The sequence below is a fragment of the Isoptericola sp. NPDC060185 genome (genome assembly GCF_042728595.1).
In the GTDB taxonomy this organism is placed as follows: Bacteria; Actinomycetota; Actinomycetes; order Actinomycetales; family Cellulomonadaceae; genus Isoptericola.
In genome coordinates, this window is sequence record NZ_JBHWYY010000001.1 from 148,033 (window position 1) to 166,368 (window position 18,336).

General features: G+C 74.3%; 17 protein-coding genes and 1 other RNA gene. 16 read left to right on the plus strand and 2 right to left on the minus strand.

What is annotated here, in order from left to right:
- Window positions 1-9: 9 nt before the first annotated feature.
- Window positions 10-378, plus strand: a transfer-messenger RNA (tmRNA) gene (ssrA, locus tag ACFWDO_RS00725).
- A gap of 113 nt (window positions 379-491) precedes the next feature.
- Window positions 492-2,216: a beta-N-acetylhexosaminidase gene (locus tag ACFWDO_RS00730; protein ID WP_380318150.1), complete on the plus strand. Its 1,725-nt coding sequence runs from the start codon at window positions 492-494 to the stop codon at window positions 2,214-2,216.
- Window positions 2,217-2,250: 34 nt separating this feature from the next.
- Here the strand turns inward: ACFWDO_RS00730 and ACFWDO_RS00735 are convergent, their stop codons facing one another.
- The gene (locus ACFWDO_RS00735) at window positions 2,251-3,279 is read right to left on the minus strand and encodes a DUF4349 domain-containing protein (protein ID WP_380318147.1); all 1,029 of its coding nucleotides are present in this window, start codon (window positions 3,277-3,279) and stop codon (window positions 2,251-2,253) included.
- Window positions 3,280-3,527: 248 nt separating this feature from the next.
- Between ACFWDO_RS00735 and ACFWDO_RS00740 the strand changes: the two genes are divergently transcribed.
- From ACFWDO_RS00740 to ACFWDO_RS00780, 9 genes are all read left to right on the plus strand, one after another.
- Window positions 3,528-4,679 carry an ROK family protein gene (locus ACFWDO_RS00740; protein ID WP_380318144.1) on the plus strand — a complete coding sequence of 384 codons (1,152 nt, stop codon included), beginning with the start codon at window positions 3,528-3,530 and terminating at the stop codon, window positions 4,677-4,679.
- A 70-nt stretch (window positions 4,680-4,749) separates the two neighbouring features.
- The gene (locus tag ACFWDO_RS00745; RefSeq protein WP_380318141.1) at window positions 4,750-6,102 is read left to right on the plus strand and encodes an extracellular solute-binding protein; all 1,353 of its coding nucleotides are present in this window, start codon (window positions 4,750-4,752) and stop codon (window positions 6,100-6,102) included.
- A 91-nt stretch (window positions 6,103-6,193) separates the two neighbouring features.
- Complete coding sequence (locus ACFWDO_RS00750) at window positions 6,194-7,126, plus strand: carbohydrate ABC transporter permease (RefSeq protein ID WP_380318138.1); 933 nt, start codon at window positions 6,194-6,196, stop codon at window positions 7,124-7,126.
- Window positions 7,123-8,052 carry a carbohydrate ABC transporter permease gene (locus tag ACFWDO_RS00755; protein ID WP_380318135.1) on the plus strand — a complete coding sequence of 310 codons (930 nt, stop codon included), beginning with the start codon at window positions 7,123-7,125 and terminating at the stop codon, window positions 8,050-8,052. Before ACFWDO_RS00750 ends, ACFWDO_RS00755 begins: the two co-directional genes overlap by 4 nt.
- 1 nt (window position 8,053) lies before the next feature.
- Window positions 8,054-9,043: an ROK family protein gene (locus ACFWDO_RS00760; RefSeq protein WP_380318132.1), complete on the plus strand. Its 990-nt coding sequence runs from the start codon at window positions 8,054-8,056 to the stop codon at window positions 9,041-9,043.
- Window positions 9,040-10,362: an extracellular solute-binding protein gene (locus ACFWDO_RS00765; protein ID WP_380318129.1), complete on the plus strand. Its 1,323-nt coding sequence runs from the start codon at window positions 9,040-9,042 to the stop codon at window positions 10,360-10,362. Before ACFWDO_RS00760 ends, ACFWDO_RS00765 begins: the two co-directional genes overlap by 4 nt.
- Window positions 10,363-10,491: 129 nt before the next feature.
- Window positions 10,492-11,274 (plus strand): glucosamine-6-phosphate deaminase, encoded by a 783-nt coding sequence (gene nagB, locus ACFWDO_RS00770; RefSeq protein WP_380325717.1) that lies wholly within the window; start codon window positions 10,492-10,494, stop codon window positions 11,272-11,274.
- Between the two features lie 74 nt (window positions 11,275-11,348).
- Window positions 11,349-11,666: a DUF3039 domain-containing protein gene (locus ACFWDO_RS00775; protein ID WP_079576050.1), complete on the plus strand. Its 318-nt coding sequence runs from the start codon at window positions 11,349-11,351 to the stop codon at window positions 11,664-11,666.
- A 53-nt stretch (window positions 11,667-11,719) separates the two neighbouring features.
- Window positions 11,720-13,537, plus strand: coding sequence for a DEAD/DEAH box helicase (locus ACFWDO_RS00780; RefSeq protein WP_380325736.1), 1,818 nt, complete (start codon window positions 11,720-11,722; stop codon window positions 13,535-13,537).
- Between the two features lie 12 nt (window positions 13,538-13,549).
- Here ACFWDO_RS00780 and ACFWDO_RS00785 read toward each other — a convergent pair whose 3' ends face one another.
- Window positions 13,550-15,004, minus strand: a complete 1,455-nt coding sequence (locus ACFWDO_RS00785; protein ID WP_380325721.1) for a nicotinate phosphoribosyltransferase — start codon at window positions 15,002-15,004, stop codon at window positions 13,550-13,552.
- A 140-nt stretch (window positions 15,005-15,144) separates the two neighbouring features.
- Here ACFWDO_RS00785 and clpS point away from each other — a divergent pair, with 140 nt between their 5' ends.
- From clpS to ACFWDO_RS00810, 5 genes are all read left to right on the plus strand, one after another.
- Window positions 15,145-15,450, plus strand: a complete 306-nt coding sequence (gene clpS, locus ACFWDO_RS00790) for an ATP-dependent Clp protease adapter ClpS (protein ID WP_380325739.1) — start codon at window positions 15,145-15,147, stop codon at window positions 15,448-15,450.
- Window positions 15,447-16,151: a DUF2017 family protein gene (locus tag ACFWDO_RS00795; RefSeq protein WP_380325724.1), complete on the plus strand. Its 705-nt coding sequence runs from the start codon at window positions 15,447-15,449 to the stop codon at window positions 16,149-16,151. The genes clpS and ACFWDO_RS00795 overlap by 4 nt, the downstream gene beginning before the upstream one ends.
- 93 nt (window positions 16,152-16,244) lie before the next feature.
- Entirely contained in the window at window positions 16,245-17,048 is an 804-nt protein-coding gene (gene murI / locus ACFWDO_RS00800; protein ID WP_380325727.1) for a glutamate racemase, read from the plus strand.
- Window positions 17,045-17,851: an MBL fold metallo-hydrolase gene (locus tag ACFWDO_RS00805; protein ID WP_380325730.1), complete on the plus strand. Its 807-nt coding sequence runs from the start codon at window positions 17,045-17,047 to the stop codon at window positions 17,849-17,851. Before murI ends, ACFWDO_RS00805 begins: the two co-directional genes overlap by 4 nt.
- Before the next feature lie 17 nt (window positions 17,852-17,868).
- Window positions 17,869-18,285, plus strand: a complete 417-nt coding sequence (locus tag ACFWDO_RS00810) for a DUF3054 domain-containing protein (protein WP_380325733.1) — start codon at window positions 17,869-17,871, stop codon at window positions 18,283-18,285.
- Window positions 18,286-18,336 lie beyond the last annotated feature (51 nt).

Genomic DNA, 18,336 nt, shown 5'->3' on the forward strand with positions numbered 1-18,336 from the left:
AAATGCATAGGGGCTGATCGGTTTCGACGGTGGTCGTGCTTCGTGGAGAAGCGGGCCGAGGATGCAGGCTCATCTCGTTAACGCTTTGCCTGCAAACCTATAGGTGCCGATAACAAGCGCACCGACTTCGCCCTCGCCGCCTGAGCGAGCCTCGAAGTCCGTGAGCCCGGGATCGCTCTCGACCCGGTAGCTCACGTCATCTAGAGAGCCACTGCTCGCCGCCCTCGTCACCGGGGCGGCGGGGACACCTAGGTGACTGGGCCCGTCCGCACCTTGTCTGCGTGAGTGCGGGGGCCGAGAAAAGCACAGCAGGCTGCGCCCGGAGAAGTCCTCGAAAGGCGCCACCGGACCCGGGTTCGATTCCCGGCAGCTCCACCCCTGCGACAGGCGGGCCACCCTCACGGTGGCCCGCCTGTCGTGCGTCCCGGGCCTGCGCCCGAGGGCGTGCGAGCCATTGCTTCGGACCCCGTACATTTCGTTAGGGTGGCCGGATGCCGCACGCCGCCGACGTCGTCCCCGCCCCCGTGTCCCTGCACGCCGAGGGGGAGATGCCCACCCTGCGCGACGGGGCGCGGGTCGCCGCCCACCCCGACCTCCGCCCGGCCGCCCGGTGGTGGCGGCGGGTGAGCGAGGACGCGTTCGGCCTCGACCTGGTGCCCGGCGCGTCGGGCGCCCCGCACGGCGACCCGGCCACGGACGGGGCCGACGTCGTGTTCGACGTCGCCCCGACGCTCGCCGAGGGCGCCTACCGGCTGACGGTCGAGGACGACGCGGGCCGCGCCGTCGTGCGCGTGGCCGCCGCGGACCTCGCCGGGGCACACGCTGCGGCGCAGACCCTGCGCCAGCTCGCCGGGCCGCAGGCGTTCCGCCGCGCCGGGAGCGCGCCGCTCGCCCTGCCCGCCGTGACGATCGAGGACGGGCCGCGGTTCGGCTGGCGCGGGGTGCTGCTCGACGTCGCGCGGCATTTCCTGCCGAAGGCGGACGTGCTGCGCTTCGTGGACCTCGCGGCTGCCCACCACCTCAACGTGCTGCAGCTGCACCTCTCGGACGACCAGGGCTGGCGGATGGAGGTCCAGCGCTACCCGCGCCTCACCGAGGTCGGGTCGTGGCGACGCGAGTCGGGCGTCGGCACCTGGCGCGCGGGCCGGTACGACGGTCGTCCCCACGGCGGGTTCTACACCCGCGACGACCTGCGCGAGATCGTCGTGTACGCGCGCGAGCGCGGCGTGACCGTGGTGCCCGAGATCGGCTCGCCCGGTCACGTGCAGGCCCTGCTGACCGCCTACCCGGAGTTGGCCGCGCGCCCCGGTGCGCACGAGGTGCGCACCACCTGGGGCATCAGCGAGGACGTGATCGACCCGTCTCCCGCGGCCGTCGAGTTCTTCGCCGGCGTGCTCGACGAGGTGTGCGAGGTCTTCGACTCCCCGTTCGTCGCGCTGGGCGGCGACGAGGTGCCGGTGGTGGCGTGGCGGGAGCGCCCCGAGATCGTGGCGCGCGCCGCCGACCTCGGCCTCCTCGGGCCCGACGGCGAGGGGGACGTGGCCCGGCTGCACGGCTGGTTCCTCGCGCGGCTCGCGGACCACCTGCGGTCCCGGGGCCGCCGCGCCGTCGTGTGGGACGAGGCGTTCGGGCCCGACCTGCCGCGCGACGTCGTGGTCACCTGCTGGCGCGGCCACGCGGTGGCGGCCGACGCCCTCGCCGCGGGGCACGACGTCGTGCTGGCGCCCGAGCAGGAGGTCTACCTCGACCACCGCGCCGGCGCCGGCGACGACGAGCCCGTGCCGGTCGGCTTCGTCCGGACGGTCGACGACGTGCGCGCGTTCGAGCCGTTCCCGGCCGGCCTGCTGGCCGCGCGTCCCGAGCTGGCGGGCGACCTGCCCGGCACGCTGCTGGGCGCCCAGGCGCAGGTGTGGAGCGAGCACCTCGACTCCGTGCGGCGCGTCGACTACGCAGCGTTCCCGCGCCTCGTCGCCTTCGCCGAGGCCGTCTGGAACCCCGCGGCGGAGGGCTTCGACGAGCGGCTGCGCGGCGCGCACCTGGCGCGCCTGGACGCGGCGGGCGTCGAGTACCGGCCGCTCGACGGCCCGCACCCGTGGCAGCAGCGGCCCGGCGTGGTCGGCTACCCGCGCGACCTGGCGACCGAGCGTGCCGCGGCCGGGTGGACCGGGATGGGGGGCTGGGTCGAGGGCCGCGGCGGGGCCGAGCCGGACGCGTAGGCGCCGGACGCGTCGCCGGCGGGCCGGCGACGGCTCAGCGGCCGGCCGGCACCGGCTCGGGCGCGTCGTCGGGTGCCTCGTCCGGAGCCGGGGGGACGGGTGCGCCGGGGTCGCGCGGGCCGTCCTCGGGGCCGCCGTGGGGTCCGTGCGGCGCGCTGCCGCCCGCGTCGGCCGCCGGCCGGGTGCGCCGACGCAGCCACCGGAACCCCAGGTAGCCGAGCGCCGCGAGGACGAGCCAGGGGAGCAGGACCCCGAGCACGAGGACGATCGTCTGCAGGGTCGTGACCAGCGCGTGCCACCCGGACGTCAGCCCGCCGACGAAGCCGCCCCGCGTCGCCGCCGCGGTCAGCGGCTCGGGGACGATCTGCACGTCGAGCGTCGACATCGCGACCTGGTCGGAGAGGCGCTGTCGCTGCGCCGTGAGCGCGTCGAGGTCCGCCTGCCGGGTGGACAGCTCCTGTTCCACCTGGAGCAGGTCCTCGGTGGTGCCGGCCGTCTTCATGAGGTCGCGGAGCCGGTCGGTCGAGGTGCTCAGCGCGGCGATGCGGGCGTCCAGGTCCTGCCCCTGGCCGGTGACGTCCTCGGTCTGCACGTCGACGTCCTCGACCGCACCGAGCTTGTCCAGCGCCTCCACGGCGCCCGTCATCCGGTTCGCCGGCAGCCGCACGGTCATCGAGGCGGTGCCGGGGGAGTCGGCCGTCGTGGCCGTCTCGGTGCGCCGCTCCACCCGCCCGCCGGCCTCCTCCACGAGCCGGGCGAGCCTGCTCGCCGCGGCGGCGGGGTCGTCGGCGACGACGGTGGCGCTGCCGGTGGTGACGATCTCGCGGTCCGCCGCGGCGGCGGGGTCGGCCTCCGCGAGGCTCTCGCTCGCGCCCGCCGCGGACACGTCCGCCGTGCCGTCCTCCGAGCCCGCCGCGGAGCCGGCCCCCTGGTCGGGCACGGAGGAGGCGTCGCCCCCGGATCCTGACGAGCAGCCTGCGACGAGGAGCAGCAGCGTCGCCGCCAGGGCGACGACGGCGGCGGGCGCGCGTCGGCCCCGGGCAGGTCGGGGGGAGGCAGGCATGGCTCCGAGCGTAGGGCGGGCGTGCGTCGCCGCTGGTCCGGACCGCGGGATCGTGACCGGACCGTGGCGAGACCGTGATCTTCACCCGCTCCACGGGCCACGCGAGGGCCCGCCCGTGGTAAGCGCGCCGGGACTCGCCGCCGCCGACCGCGTCCCGGTGGCGGCATCCGTCACGATCCGGTAACGCGCGCACGGGCGGGGCGGGCGCGGATTGACAGGACCCTTGTTAAGACGCTGTACTAACAAACATGTCCACGCCGACGACGCGCACAGCACGACGAGGTCTGGGTGCCGGCCTGCGAGCCACCTCCAAGGTGCTCCCCGAGCACGCCCGGGCGCACAACCGTTCGCTCGTGCTCCAGCACCTGTTCCACGAGGGGCCCACCTCCCGCGCCGACCTCGCCCGTGCGACGTCGCTGACGCGCGTGACGATCTCCGACCTGGTCAACGTGCTCCTCGCCGAGGGGCTCGTCGAGGAGCTCGGCGTGCAGCCGGGCCGCCGGGTCGGCAAGCCCGCGATCCTCGTCGGGATGCGCACGGACGCCTACCAGATCGTGGCCGTCGACCTGTCGGACGACGCGGTGATGCGCGGCGCCGTCATGACCCTCACCGGCGAGGCCGTGGTGCGCCGCTCCCTGCCCGTCGCCGGGCACGTGGGCGACGAGCTCGTGGACCTCCTGACGCGCTTCGCGCGCACCCTCATCTCCGCGGCCACGCGCCCCGTCATCGGGGTCGGCGTCGGCTCTCCCGGTGTCGTCGACGACGAGGGCCGGATCGTCGAGGCCCCGAACCGACAGTGGGTCGACCTGCCGCTCGGCGCGCTGCTCACCGACCGGCTGGCCCTGCCCGTGCACGTCGCCAACGACGCCAACTCCGCCGCGCTGGGGGAGTACACCTACGGCGGCGCCGCCGACTCCATGCTCGTCCTCACGGTCGGGCAGGGCGTGGGTGCCGGCGTGATGGTCGACGGCTCCCGCGTGCACGGCTCGGCCGACGCCGCCGGCGAGCTCGGCCACGTCACGGTCGTCGACGACGGCGAGCTGTGCGCCTGCGGGCGCCGCGGCTGCCTCGAGACCGTGCTCGGCGTGCCGGCCCTGCGCCGCGCCGTCGCCGGGCTGGACCCCGCCGAGGCCGACGAGGCGCTCGCGGGCGTCGGGCGCACGCTCGGCGTCGCCCTCGCCCCCGTCGTGGGCGCCCTGAACCTGGCCGAGGTGCTGCTCAGCGGCCCGGCCGACCTGCTCGACGGCGCGCTGCGCACCGCCGCCCTGCAGACGCTGACCGACCGCACGATGCCGGCCACCGCGGCCGGACTGCGGCTCCGGATGGCCACCCTCGACGAGGACGTCGTCCTCGCCGGCGCAGCCGTCCTGGTGCTCGCCGCCCAGCTCGGGGTCTCCTGACCCCCGACGGACGTCCGCACCGAAGGCGCCGTTCCTGGCGCCGTCCTGCACAGATCGAGAGGAATCCCCAGTGAAGAGGACCCGTGTCGTCGCCACCGGCGTGGCGACGAGCCTGACCCTGGCGCTCGCGCTCGCCGCGTGCGCGCCCGCCGACGAGGAGGGCAACGGTGGCGAGGCCGCCGGCACCCCCGAGGCCGGCAACATCACCCTGTGGCTCGCCGGCGCGGACACGAACGACGACCTGCGCAAGTACCTCGTCGACACGTTCGCCGAGGAGAACCCCGGCTCGACGCTGACGATCGAGGAGCAGGACTGGACCGACCTGGTCACCAAGCTCACGACCGCGCTGCCGGACGCCACCAACACGCCGGACGTCGTCGAGATCGGCAACACGCAGGCCCCGACGTTCACGTACGCGGGCGCGTTCCGCGAGATCTCCCCCGAGCTGTACGAGGAGCTGGGCGGCGACAAGCTGCTGCAGTCCTTCGTCGACGCCGGTTCGATCGACGACACGAAGTACGCGCTGCCCTACTACTACGGCTCGCGCTTCATGTTCTACCGCAAGGACATCTGGAAGAAGGCCGGGCTCGAGGTCCCCACGACGCTCGAGGAGTTCGACAAGTCCGTCAAGGAGCTGACGACCAAGAAGCAGTCCGGCTTCGCGATCGGCGGCCAGGACTGGCGCAACGGCATCTCCTGGGTCTTCGCGAACGGCGGCGAGCTCGCGGTCAAGGACGGCGACCAGTGGACCTCCACGCTGTCCGACCCGAAGACCGTCAAGGGCCTGGAGCAGTGGCAGGACGTGTACGAGAACGCGTCCAACCTCCCCGCCACTGCCAAGGACGAGGCGTACTGGGACTTCATCAACGACGGCACCGACGGCGAGGCCCCCTCGGGCGCGACGATCATGGCGCCGGGCTGGGCCCGCTGGTCCATCGGCGACATGACCAAGGGTGACGACGGCAAGGAGGTCCGCGACGGCATGGCGGACGACTCCACGTACGACATCTTCACGCTCCCGGGCGTGGACGGCGGCGTCGCCCCCGTCTTCGCCGGTGGCTCGAACCTCGCCGTCTCGGCGAAGTCGCAGCACCCGGAGCTCGCCGACAACCTGCTGAAGATCATCTACTCGGACGAGTACCAGACGATGCTCGCGAAGGCGGGCCTCGGCCCGGCCAACTCGGACTTCGACAAGTTCATGACGGTCGACGCCGACGGCAACCCGAACAAGTTCGGCGAGGCCGCCGTGGAGTCCGCGCAGGCCTCCAAGCTGACCCCTGCCGCGCCGGGCTGGGCCGCCGTCGAGGGCGCCTCCGTCTACGAGGAGATCTTCCAGAAGATCGCCGAGGGCGGCGACGTGACCGCCATCGCCAAGGAGTACGACGCGAAGCTCACGCCGATGCTCAACGGCCAGGCGGGCTGACCTCCTCAGCCCCCACCCCCGACGGGCGGAGCGGTGCCACCGAACCGGTGCCGCTCCGCCCGTCACCCACGACCCCGGGAAGGAGGACCGCATGACCACCACGACGCCGCCCGCGTCCCCCATCGCGATCCGCCGTCGGCGCCAGCCGGCCACCCCCTACCTCCTGCTGATCCCCGCCGTGCTGATCCTCCTGGTCGGCCTCGGGTACCCCGTGTACTGGCAGGTCGTGACCTCGCTGCAGGAATACGGGATGATGCAGCAGTTCGGCGCGCCCCCGACCTTCGCGGGCCTCGACAACTACGCCCGCATCTTCACCGACGACCGCCTCTGGACCGTCGTGTGGCGCTCGGTCCTCTTCTGCCTGGTGAACGCGTTCCTCACGGTGGCGATCGGCCTCGGCCTCGCGCTGCTGATGAAGGCCGTGCACGGCGCGGTGCGCATCATCATGCAGGTGGTGCTCCTGCTGGCCTGGGCCACCCCGCTCGTGGCCGCGGTGACCGTCTTCCGGTGGCTCTTCGACTACCGCACGGGCGTCGTCAACTGGGTGCTGGTGCAGCTCGGCATGGACCAGTTCCAGGGGTACGCCTGGTTCGCGCAGCCGAGCACGTTCTTCGTCGTCGCGACGATGGTCATCGTCTGGATGTCCGTGCCGTTCGTCGCGATGTCCCTGTACGCCGGCCTCACGCAGGTCTCCGAGGAGGTCCTCGAGGCCGCGCGGCTCGACGGCGCTCGCCCGGCGCAGATCCTGCGCCACATCCTGCTGCCGCTGGTCCGCCCGGTCCTCGCCATCGTGCTGCTGCTGCAGATCATCTGGGACCTGCGCGTCTTCGCGCAGATCCGCCTGCTGCAGGACGCCGGTGCCCCGATCTCCGAGACGAACCTGCTGGGCAACTTCATCTACGAGCTCGGCATCGGCAGCCAGGACTTCTCCGGCGCCGCCGCCGTCTCGATCTTCGTCCTGCTGCTCACGGTGCTGCTCGCCGCGCCGTACGTGCGCAGCCTCATGAAGGAGGACGCCGCATGACCGCCGCGACCGAGACCGCCCCGCGCACCGTCGCGGCCGCGGACCGGGGAAGCCGGCCCGTGGCCCGCCGCCCCCGTCCGCGCCTGGGCAAGGTCCTGCTCGGCGTCCTGGGGATCGCGCTGTCGCTGGTGTGGGCGTTCCCCGTCTACTGGATGCTGCTGTCGGCGGTCACGCCGGCCGCCCGCCTCAAGGCGAGCACGCCGAGCTTCCTGCCCTCGCACTTCACCCTCGCCAACTTCTCGAGCGTCCTGACGGGCTCCGGGTTCGGCGGCGCCCTGCGGATGAGCCTCATGATCACGGGCGTGACCATCGTGCTGGTCCTGGCGTTCGCGTTCCTCGCGGCGCTGGCCATCAGCCGCTGGCGCTTCCGTGGGCGCACCAGCTTCGTGCTGGCCGTGCTGTTCATCCAGATGCTGCCGGCCGAGGGCCTGTTCATCGCGCAGTACAAGATGCTCTCGTCGGTGGGGGAGAGCGCGCCGATGTTCGGCCTCAATTCCGTGCTCGGCATCTCGATCCTCTACACGGCGACCCTGGTGCCCTTCACGATCTGGATGCTGCGCGGCTTCGTCGCCGGCGTCCCCGCCGAGCTGGAGGAGGCGGCCATGGTCGACGGGCTCTCCCGCACCAAGGCCTTCCTGCGGATCACGTTCCCGCTGCTCGCACCCGGCCTCGTCGCGTCGGGCGTGTACGCGTTCCTCCAGGCGTGGAACGAGTTCACGACGGCGCTGGTGATCCTGCCCGCGGAGAGCGCGCAGACCCTGCCGATCTGGCTGCGCAGCTTCCTGTCGGCGTCGGCCAACCGCGGGATCGACTGGGGCGAGGTCATGGCGGCCTCCACCCTCATCGCGGTCCCGGTGATCGTCTTCTTCCTCTTCGTGCAGGGCCGGATGACGTCCGGCCTGGTGTCCGGGGCGGTGAAGGGCTGACGTGGACAACACCCTGATCGGCGGGCCCACCGTCGGGCTCGACATCGGCGGCACGAAGACGCTCGCCGTCCTGCTGGACGCCGACGGCAACGCCGTGGCGCAGGCGCGCCTGGCCACCGAGCGCGGCCCGCGCGGCGTCGTGGCCGGCGCGGCCCGCGCCGCCCGGCAGGTCGCGGAGCAGGCCGGGCTCGACGTCGCCGACCTCGTCGGCGTGGGCGTGGGCATGCCCGGCCTCGTCGACCCCGGCGCGGGCACCGTCCGGCACGCCGTGAACGTCGGCGTGGACGCCGCGCCCCTCGCGCTCGCGCAGCTGCTCGGCGCCGAGCTGGGCGGCCTCCCTGTCGGCCTGGAGAACGACCTCAACGTGGCGGCCCTCGGCGCCGCCCACCTCGAGGCCGCCGCGACCGGGCGGTCCCGCTCGACGATCGACCTCGCGTTCCTCGCGCTCGGCACCGGGCTCGCGGCGGGGCTCGTCCTCGACGGGCGGCTGCGGCGCGGCGCCGGCGGGGCCGCGGGCGAGATCGGGCACGTGCCCGTCGACCCGGCGGGCCCGGTCTGCCCCTGCGGGCAGCGGGGCTGCCTGGAGCTCTACGCCTCCGGCACCGCCGTGGCCCGGCTGTGGCCGGCCCGGACCGGGCGCCCGGCGCCCGTCGAGCTCTTCGAGGCGGCCGAGCGCGGCGTCCCCGCGGCCGTCGAGGCCCGCGAGGCGTACGCGTCGGCGGTCGCTGCGGCGGTCCGGATGCTCGTGCTGACCGTCGACGTGCCGCAGGTGGTGCTCGGCGGCGGGGTGGCCCAGCTCGGCCAGCCGTTGCTCGAGGTCGTGCGCGCCGCCCTCGCCCGCGAGTCGCAGGCGTCCGGCTTCCTGTCCTCGCTCCGGCTCGCCGACCGAGTCACGCTCGCCCCGAGCCACGTGCCCGTGGGCGCCGTGGGCGCGGCCGTCGTGGGCCGGTCCGTGGCGGCCCCCTCCGTCTCGGGAAAGGTGGCGTCATGAGGCGCACCGCGCTCACGGCCGCCGCGGCCGGGCTGGCCACGCTCGCCCTCGCCGGATGCTCCGCGCTGGGCGGCGAGCCCGAGGCGGAGGCCTCGGACTCCGACGTCACGATGTGGCTGGTCGGCACGGACACCACGCCGGAGCTGCGCGAGTACCTGGTGACCACGTTCGAGGACGAGCACCCCGGGGCCACGCTGACGATCGAGCAGCAGGAGTGGTCGACGCTCGTCGACGACCTCACCGAGGCTCTGGACGACCCGGCGACCACGCCGGACGTCGTCGAGATCGGCAACACCCAGTCGCCCACGTTCACCACGTCCGGCGCGTTCCGCGAGATCTCGCCGGACCTGTACGAGGAGCTCGGCGGCGAGAAGCTGCTGCAGTCCTTCGTCGACGCCGGCTCGGTCGACGGCACGCACTACGCGCTCCCGTACTACTTCGGCTCGCGCTACGTGTTCTACCGCAAGGACGTCTGGCAGGCCGCGGGCTTCGAGAAGCCGTCGACGCTCGCCGAGTTCGGCGAGACCGTCAAGGCGCTCACGGACGACGACCACGCGGGCTTCGCGATGGGCGGCCAGGACTGGCGCAACGGCATCTCCTGGGCGTTCGCGACCGGCGGCGAGCTCGCCGTCAAGAAGGGCGACGACTGGGTCTCGACCCTGTCCGACCCGAAGACCGTCAAGGGCCTCGAGATGTGGCAGGACGTGTACCGCAACGCGTCGTACCTGCCGTCGACGGAGAAGGACGTCTCGTACTGGGACTTCCTCAACGACGGCGTCGAGGAGACGCCGCCCGCGGCCGCCACGATCATGGCGCCCGCCTGGGCGCGGTGGTCGATCGGCGACCTGGTGCGCAACGACGAGGGAAAGCTCGTGCGCGACGGGATGAAGGACACGTCGAAGTTCGACATCTTCGCCCTGCCCGGGGTGGACGGCGGCCTCGCGCCGGTGTTCGCCGGCGGGTCCAACATCGCGATCTCCGCGACGTCGCCCCGGCCCGAGCTGGCCGAGGACGTGCTGCGCGTCGTCTTCTCGGACGAGTTCCAGACCCGCCTCGCGAAGAGCGGGCTGGGGCCGGCCAACTCCGACGCGCAGGAGGCCATGAAGGGCGACAAGTACGGCCGCGCCCTGGTGCGGACGGCGCTCGCCTCGAAGCTCACCCCCGCGGCGCCCGGCTGGGCGTCGATCGAGGAGGAGGGCGTGTACGAGGACCTCTTCGGCCGGATCGCGGACGGCGGCGACGTCGAGGCGCTGGCGCGGGAGTTCGACGCCCGCATCACGCCGATGCTCAACGCGCCGGTCGCCGAGCCCGAGGACTGAGGGGCGCCCGGCGACGGCCGGGCGCCCGCCATGATGTGATGCCGTGGGCGACCCTGGCGCCCACGGACGTGACGACGGCCCGCCTGCCGGGCCGCACGAGAGACCCGCACGAGATACTTGGAGAGCCGCATGGAAGTCGTGATCGCCCCCGCCGAGGAGCTGGCCGTGCTCGCGGCCGACGCGATCGAGACGCTGCTGCGCCGCGACCCCGCCACCGTGCTGGGCCTGGCGACCGGGTCGAGCCCGCTGAAGGTGTACGACGAGCTGGCGCGCCGCCACCGCGAGGAGGGGCTGTCGTTCGCGCGTGCCCGCGGCTTCATGCTCGACGAGTACGTGGGGCTGCCCGCGGACCACCCGCAGCGGTACCGCAACGTCATCGAGACCGAGATCGCCTCGCGGGTCGAGTGGCCCGCGGACCAGGTGTCCGGGCCGGACGGCCTGGCCGAGGACCTGCCGGCGGCGTGCGCCGCCTACGAGCAGGCGATCACCGACGCCGGCGGCGTCGACCTGCAGATCCTCGGGATCGGCACGGACGGGCACATCGCGTTCAACGAGCCGGGCTCCTCGCTCGCGTCGCGCACGCGGATCAAGACCCTGACGCACCAGACGCGCGTGGACAACGCGCGGTTCTTCGACGACGACGTGGACCAGGTGCCCACCCACTGCCTCACGCAGGGCCTGGGCACGATCATGTCCGCGCGCCACCTGGTGCTGCTGGCCACGGGGCGCGGCAAGGCCGAGGCGGTGCACCAGCTCGTCGAGGGCCCGATCTCCGCGATGTGGCCGGGCACGGTCATGCAGATGCACCCGCACGCCACGGTGCTGGTCGACGACGCGGCGGCCTCCCGCCTGCAGCTCGGCGACTACTACCGCCAGACCTTCGCGTCCAAGCCGGACTGGCAGGGTCTGTGATCCGTACCCGGATCCGGGGCACGGGGGCGGGGGTGGCCCGGGAGCGTCGGGGGGTGCGTCGTAGACTTCCCGGCATGAGCGATCCCCTCTCCACCCCGCCCGCCGACCCCTCGCAGGACACCGGGGCCGGCACCAGCGTGCTGGAGCGCCCGGACACCCGCGAGCAGGCGGCGGAGCCGGGCGACCACGAGCGCTTCGCGCACTACGTGCGCAAGGAGAAGATCATGGAGTCGGCCCTGTCGGGCAAGCCTGTGATCGCGCTCTGCGGCAAGGTGTGGGTGCCGGGCCGCGACCCGGCGAAGTTCCCGGTCTGCCCGGTCTGCAAGGAGATCTACGACGGTCTCCGCGACCCGCAGGACGGCGAGGGCGGCGAGGGCGACTCCGGCAAGTGAGCGCGCAGCCGCTGAACGAGCCCGAGCCCACCCCCGACCCCGACGGCTTCGACCTGTTCGCCGCTGCGGCGGAGCCCGCCGCGAAGCCGCTGCCGCAGTCGCCGTCGTCGGCCGCGGCGTCCCACCTGAGCCCGGCGTTCCCGCGCCGCGCCCCGTGGGGCACCGCGTCCAACCTCCGCGCCTGGCAGGCGGAGGCGCTGGAGCTGTACCGGCAGCGTGACCCGCGCGACTTCCTCGCGGTCGCGACGCCGGGCGCCGGCAAGACGACGTTCGCGCTGCGCATCGCCACCGAGCTGCTCGAGGCGGGTCTCGTGCGTCGCGTGACGGTCGTCGCGCCCACCGAGCACCTCAAGCACCAGTGGGCGGACGCCGCCGCGCGCGTCGGCATCCGGATCGACCCGTCGTTCAAGAACAGCCAGGGCCGGCACGGCTCGCACTACGACGGCGTCGCCCTCACGTACGCGCAGGTGGCGGCCAAGCCGGCGCTGCACCGCGCCCGCACGGAGGCGGCCCGCACGCTCGTCATCCTCGACGAGGTGCACCACGGCGGCGACGCCCTGAGCTGGGGCGACGCGGTGCGCGAGGCGTTCGAGGACGCCACGCGGCGCCTCGCGCTGACGGGCACGCCGTTCCGGTCGGACACCGCGCCGATCCCGTTCGTCACGTACGAGGAGGACCGGGACGGCATCCGCCGGTCCAAGGCGGACTACACGTACGGCTACGGCGACGCGCTGCGCGACCACGTCGTGCGGCCGGTGCTGTTCATGACGTACTCGGGCAACATGCGCTGGCGCACCAAGGCGGGCGACGAGGTCAGCGCCCGCCTCGGCGAGGCGATGACCAAGGACATGCACGCCCAGGCGTGGCGCACCGCGCTGGACCCGAACGGCGAGTGGATCCCGTCGGTCCTCGCGGGGGCGGACAAGCGGCTCACCGAGATGCGCCGCGCCGTCCCGGACGCGGGCGGCCTGGTCATCGCGACGGACCAGACCGACGCGCGCGCGTACGCCGGTCACCTCGCGCGCCTCACGGGGCAGAGCCCCACGGTGGTGCTGTCGGACGACGACGGCGCGAGCGCCCGCATCGACGAGTTCGCTCAGGGGACCTCGCGATGGATGGTCGCCGTGCGGATGGTGTCCGAGGGGGTGGACGTGCCGCGGCTCGCCGTCGGCGTCTACGCCACGAGCACCTCCACGCCCCTGTTCTTCGCGCAGGCCGTCGGCCGCTTCGTGCGCGCCCGCAAGCGCGGCGAGACGGCGTCGGTGTTCCTGCCGAGCGTGCCGCTGCTGCTGGAGCTGGCCAACGGCATGGAGATCGAGCGGGACCACGCGCTGGACCGCCCGAAGACGGCCGAGGAGCAGGGGATCGAGTACGACCCCGAGGCGGAGCTGCTCGCGGCGGCCAACCGGGAGGAGAAGGCGTCGGGAGAGCTCCTGGGCTCGTTCGAGGCACTCGAGGCGCAGGCCTCCTTCGACCGGGTGCTGTTCGACGGCGGCGAGTTCGGCACCGGCGCGGACGTCGGCTCCGCGGAGGAGCTCGACTTCCTCGGGCTGCCGGGCCTGCTCGAGGCCGACCAGGTGACCACGCTGCTGCGCCAGCGGCAGGCGCAGCAGGTGCGCGGCCGGGGCGGCGCGACGGCGTCCGAGGCGGCGCTGGAGCAGTCGGAGGCCGAGCACCGGCGCGCCGCCGACCTGCGCAAGGAGCTGTCTAAGCTGGTGTCCGCCTGGGCGCGCAAGAGCAGCACGCCGCACGGGTCGGTGCACAACGAGCTCCGGCGCCGCTGCGGCGGCCCCGAGGTGCCGCTGGCCACGGCCGAGCAGCTCACCGCCCGCGTCGAGATGGTGCGCGGCTGGTTCGTGGGGAAGCGCTAGGCGACCCGCCGGTCAGGCCAGGACGAGGTCCACGGTGGGGATGGCGGGGTCGCCGGCGGAGAGCCGGCGGCCGCCGCGCGGCAGCTCCGCGCGGGCCTGCAGGTGGTGCCGGGCGGCGTTCTGCACGCCGTAGGCGCCCACCCACCGGGAGTCGACGGCGCCGTCCACGACCAGCGGGACCAGCAGGTTGCGCAGGTCGGCGCGCCCGCCGTCTCCGGCGCCGTCCTCCGCGTCCCGTCCGGCGTCGGCCGTCGCGCCGTCCTCGGGCGACCAGGCGACCACGAGGTCGTCGGGCCCGGTCACGAGCACCTCCTCGACGGCGCGGCCGTCGGGCCCGTAGCGCCGGGCGGCGCCCTTGCGGCCGCCCTGGCTGGTCTTGTGGGTGGAGGCCTTCGCCACCGGCTGCAGCACGCCCGACGCGTCGGCGCGGGCCACGAGCTTGTAGACCATGCCGCAGGTGGGCGCGCCCGATCCGGTCACCAGCGACGTGCCCACGCCGTAGACGTCGACCGGCATCGCCGCGAGGCCCGCGATCGCGTGCTCGTCGAGGTCCGACGTCACCACGATCTTCGTGCCCGTGGCGCCGAGCTCGTCGAGCTGGCGCCGCACCTCGACCGCGAGCACGCCCAGGTCGCCGGAGTCGAGGCGCACCGCACCCAGGGACGGGCCGCCGGCGGCGATCGCGTTCTCGACGCCCCGTCGCACGTCGTACGTGTCGACCAGGAGGGTGGTGCCCGGGCCCAGCGAGGCGATCTGCGAGTCGAAGGCCGACCGCTCGTCGTCGTGCAGCAGGGTGAACGCGTGCGCGGCCGTGCCGATCGTGTCGAGCCCGTACCGCATGCCCGCCTCGAGGTTCGACGTGCCGGCGAACCCGCCCACGACGGCGGACCGCGCGGCCGCGACCGCGGCCTGCTCGTGCGCGCGTCGCGACCCCATCTCCAGCACGGGCCGGTCGACGGCGGCGCTGGTCATGCGCGACGCGGCGGACGCGATGGCCGAGTCGTAGTTGAGGATCGACAGGACGAGCGTCTCCAGCAGCACGGCCTCGGCGAAGGTGCCCTCGACCTGCAGCACGGGCGAGCCGGGGAAGAACACCTCGCCCTCGGCGTACCCCTGGATGGTGCCGGTGAACCGGTAGCCGCGCAGGAAGTCGAGGGTGCGGTCGTCCACGACGCCCGCCCGCTCGAGGTATGCGAGGTCCGCGTCGCCGAAGCGGAAGTGGGCGAGGGCCTCGAGGATGCGCCCGGTGCCCGCGAGCACGCCGTAGCGGCGGCCGGCCGGCAGGCGCCGCGTGAACACCTCGAAGACGCAGTGCCGGTGCGCGGTGCCGTCCGCGAGCGCCGCCTGCAGCATCGTCAGCTCGTAGCGGTCCGTGAGGAGCGCGACCGACGAGCGGACGGACGGGAGCGGGGCGGCCGGGACGGCCTGCAGCGACGGGGCGGCGCCGCCCCGGGGCTCGTCGGTCATGGGGACACGGTAGGGCGCGCGCGCTGGTCCGGCAGGGTGAGGCCCGCCAGGCGGACGGTCGACGACCGCCACCCGGCTGTGCCTAGGGTGGGACGGTGGACGGACGGACGAGGACGCGCGCGGCGGCGGTCGCGACGCAGGTGCAGCGCGAGACGGAGGCGGACGCCACGACGGCCGTCGCCGACCCCTGGATCACGATCGTGTGGAACGACCCGGTCAACCTCATGTCCTACGTGAGCTACGTCTTCGAGAGCTACTTCGGCTACCCGGCCGCGCAGGCGCAGAAGCTGATGATGCAGGTGCACCAGGACGGCCGGGCCGTGGTGTCGTCGGGGCCGCGGGAGCGCATGGAGGTGGACGTGCAGGCGATGCACGGGTTCGGGCTGTGGGCCACGCTGCGCCGGTCGGGCTCGTCGGACGGCGACGCCGAGGGGGGCGGGGCATGACGCCGTTCCGGTCCGCGCCGGCGGGGTACGTCGCGCGCTGGGACGACGTCGAGCGGGAGGTGCTCGCGCGGGTCGCGCGGGACGTCGCGGAGCTGCTGCGCGCCGAGGCGGGTCTGGAGCCGGGGATCGAGGTCGGCGACGGCGTCGCGTTCACGGGCGTGGCGCGCGTGCCGCAGGACCCGGCCGTGCAGCGGCTGCTCCCCGACGCGCACGAGGACGACGCCGACGTCGCCACCGAGTTCCGGCACCTCACCCAGACCGACCTCGCCGCGGGGAAGGTCGCGCGCCTCGTCGCCTTCGCGGACGCCGTCGACTCCCCGGAGGAGCTGCCGGACGACCCGCGGGTGGGCGCCGAGATCGTCGTGCCGCGCGAGGGGGCGCAGGAGTTCGCCGGGGCGTTGACCGACCTGCGCCTCGTCCTCGCCGAGCGCCTCGGCCTGGTCGACGACGACGACGTCGAGTCGCTGCACGACGAGGTCTTCGCCGGCGTCGAGGACGACGACGAGGGCTGGGCGGACGCCGATGACGCGGACGCGGCGGGGGAGAGCGCCGACGACGAGGTCGCCGGCTGGGAGCGCGTCGGACTGTCCGGCGCGGAGCGGCGGTACTGGGGCGGCGTCTTCGTCGCCGCGGGCTTCGCCCAGGAGTCGCTGGTGGAGGAGATGCTCGCGGACCTGCGGGCCGGCCGCCCCACGGCGTGACCGCAGGTCGGGGCGCCGCTGTGGCGGGCGCCACGCCGTGTCGCCGCTCACTCCCCGCCGTTCTGACCGTCCGTCACGACTAGGCTGCCAGGCGTGAACGACGCCCCCATCGGGATCTTCGACAGCGGCGTCGGCGGGCTCACCGTCGCACGCTCCATCCTCGACCAGCTGCCCCACGAGCAGGTGCTCTACCTGGGCGACACGGCCAACAGCCCCTACGGGCCGAAGCCGCTCGCGGCCGTGCGCGCGATGGCGCTCGCCGTGATGGACCGGCTTGTCGACGAGGGCGTCAAGATGCTGGTCATCGCCTGCAACTCCGCCACGGCCGTCGCGCTGCCCGACGCGCGGGAGCGCTACACCGTGCGTCGGGGCATCCCCGTCGTCGAGGTGATCCGCCCCGCGGCCCGGCGCGCGGTCCTCGCGTCGAAGACGGGGCGCATCGGCGTCATCGGCACGAAGGCGACCGTCGACTCGCGCGCCTACGAGGACGCGTTCCACGTGGCTCCCGGGCTGGAGATCACCACCCAGGCGTGCCCGGACTTCGTGCCGCTGGTGGAGCGCGGGCAGACGTCCGGCCCCGAGGTGCTCGAGGTCGCCCACCGCTACCTCGACCCCGTGCGCGCCGCGGGCGTCGACACCCTCGTGCTGGGCTGCACGCACTACCCGCTGCTGGCGGGCGCCGTGTCGTACGTGATGGGCGAGGACGTCACGCTCGTCTCCAGCGCCGAGGAGACAGCGAAGGACGTGTACCGCAACCTCGTGCAGCACGACCTCGAGCGCTCGCCGGACGCCCCGCCGCCCGTGCACCGCTTTCTGTCCACCGGCGACCCCGAGCCGTTCGAGAAGCTCGCGCGCCGCTTCCTGGGACCCGAGGTGGCCCTCGTGGAGGCCGCATGAGGCTCGTGACCGTCGGGGTCTCCGGCTCCTTCCCCGGCCCCGGGTCGCCGGCGTCGACCTACCTGCTGCAGGCGCACGACGGCGAGCGGGAGTGGAACGTGCTGCTCGACCTCGGCAACGGGGGCCTGGGCGCGCTGCAGCGGCACGTCGACCCGCTCGACCTGGACGCCGTCGCGCTGTCGCACCTGCACCCCGACCACTGCGCCGACCTGTCCGGCCTGTACGTGTACCTGCGGTACCACCCGGAGCGGGGCGGCGTGCGCACGGGCGTCGGGCGCCGGCTGCCCGTGCTCGGCCCGGCCGGCACCGCCGAGCGCGCGGCCGCGATGTACGGCCTCCAGCCGGGCGAGTCGATGGACGGCGAGTACGACGTGCGGACCTGGCGGCCCGGGTCCGCGGTGCGCGTGGGTCCGTTCGAGCTGGAGCCGTTCGCCGTCTACCACCCCGTGGAGGCGTACGGGATCCGGGTGACCGGGCCGTCGTCCGTGCGGCCGGGGGAGCGGGTCACGCTGGCCTACTCGGGCGACACCGACGCCTGCGACGGCCTCGTCGCCGGCGCGCGCGGCGCGGACCTGTTCCTCGTCGAGGCGGCGTTCCAGGAGGGTCGGGACGACGGCGTCGAGCGCGGCATCCACCTCACCGGCCGGCGCGCCGGGGAGGCCGCGGCGGCCGCAGGCGTGCGCCGCCTGCTCCTCACGCACCTGCCGGTGTGGAACGCGCCGGACGTCGCGGTCGCCGAGGCGCGCTCCGCCTACGACGGCCCCGTCGAGGTCGCGGTGGCCGGCGGGGTGCACGAGCTGTGACGGGTAGCCTCGGGCCCGTGAGCGCCCCCAGCACCCCCGCCCCGGCCGGACCCGCCGTGCCCGCGAGCCGCGCCGCGTGGCCCGCCGCCGTCTGCGACCTCGTGTGCGTGGTGGTGTTCACCGTGGTGGGCACGATGAGCCACGCGACGTCCGGCGACCTCGGACACGTCGCGATGGTGGGGCTGCCGTTCCTCGTGGGCCTCGCCGTCGGCTGGCTCGCGTCCCGCGCGTGGCGCGCCCCGGCGCGGGTGTGGCCCACCGGCGTGGCCGTGTGGTTCGCGACCGTGGCGCTCGGGCTGCTGCTGCGCCCACTGACGGGCGTCGGCGGCGTCGAGGTGTCCTTCGCGATCGTCACCACGCTGTTCCTCGGCGCGACGATGCTGGGCTGGCGCGCCGTCGCGTCGCTCGTCGCTCGCCGCCGTCGCACCCCCTGAGCGTTGTGAGCGGGCGTTTGGCCCTGTTTCGGTCGCGAAACAGGGCCAAAC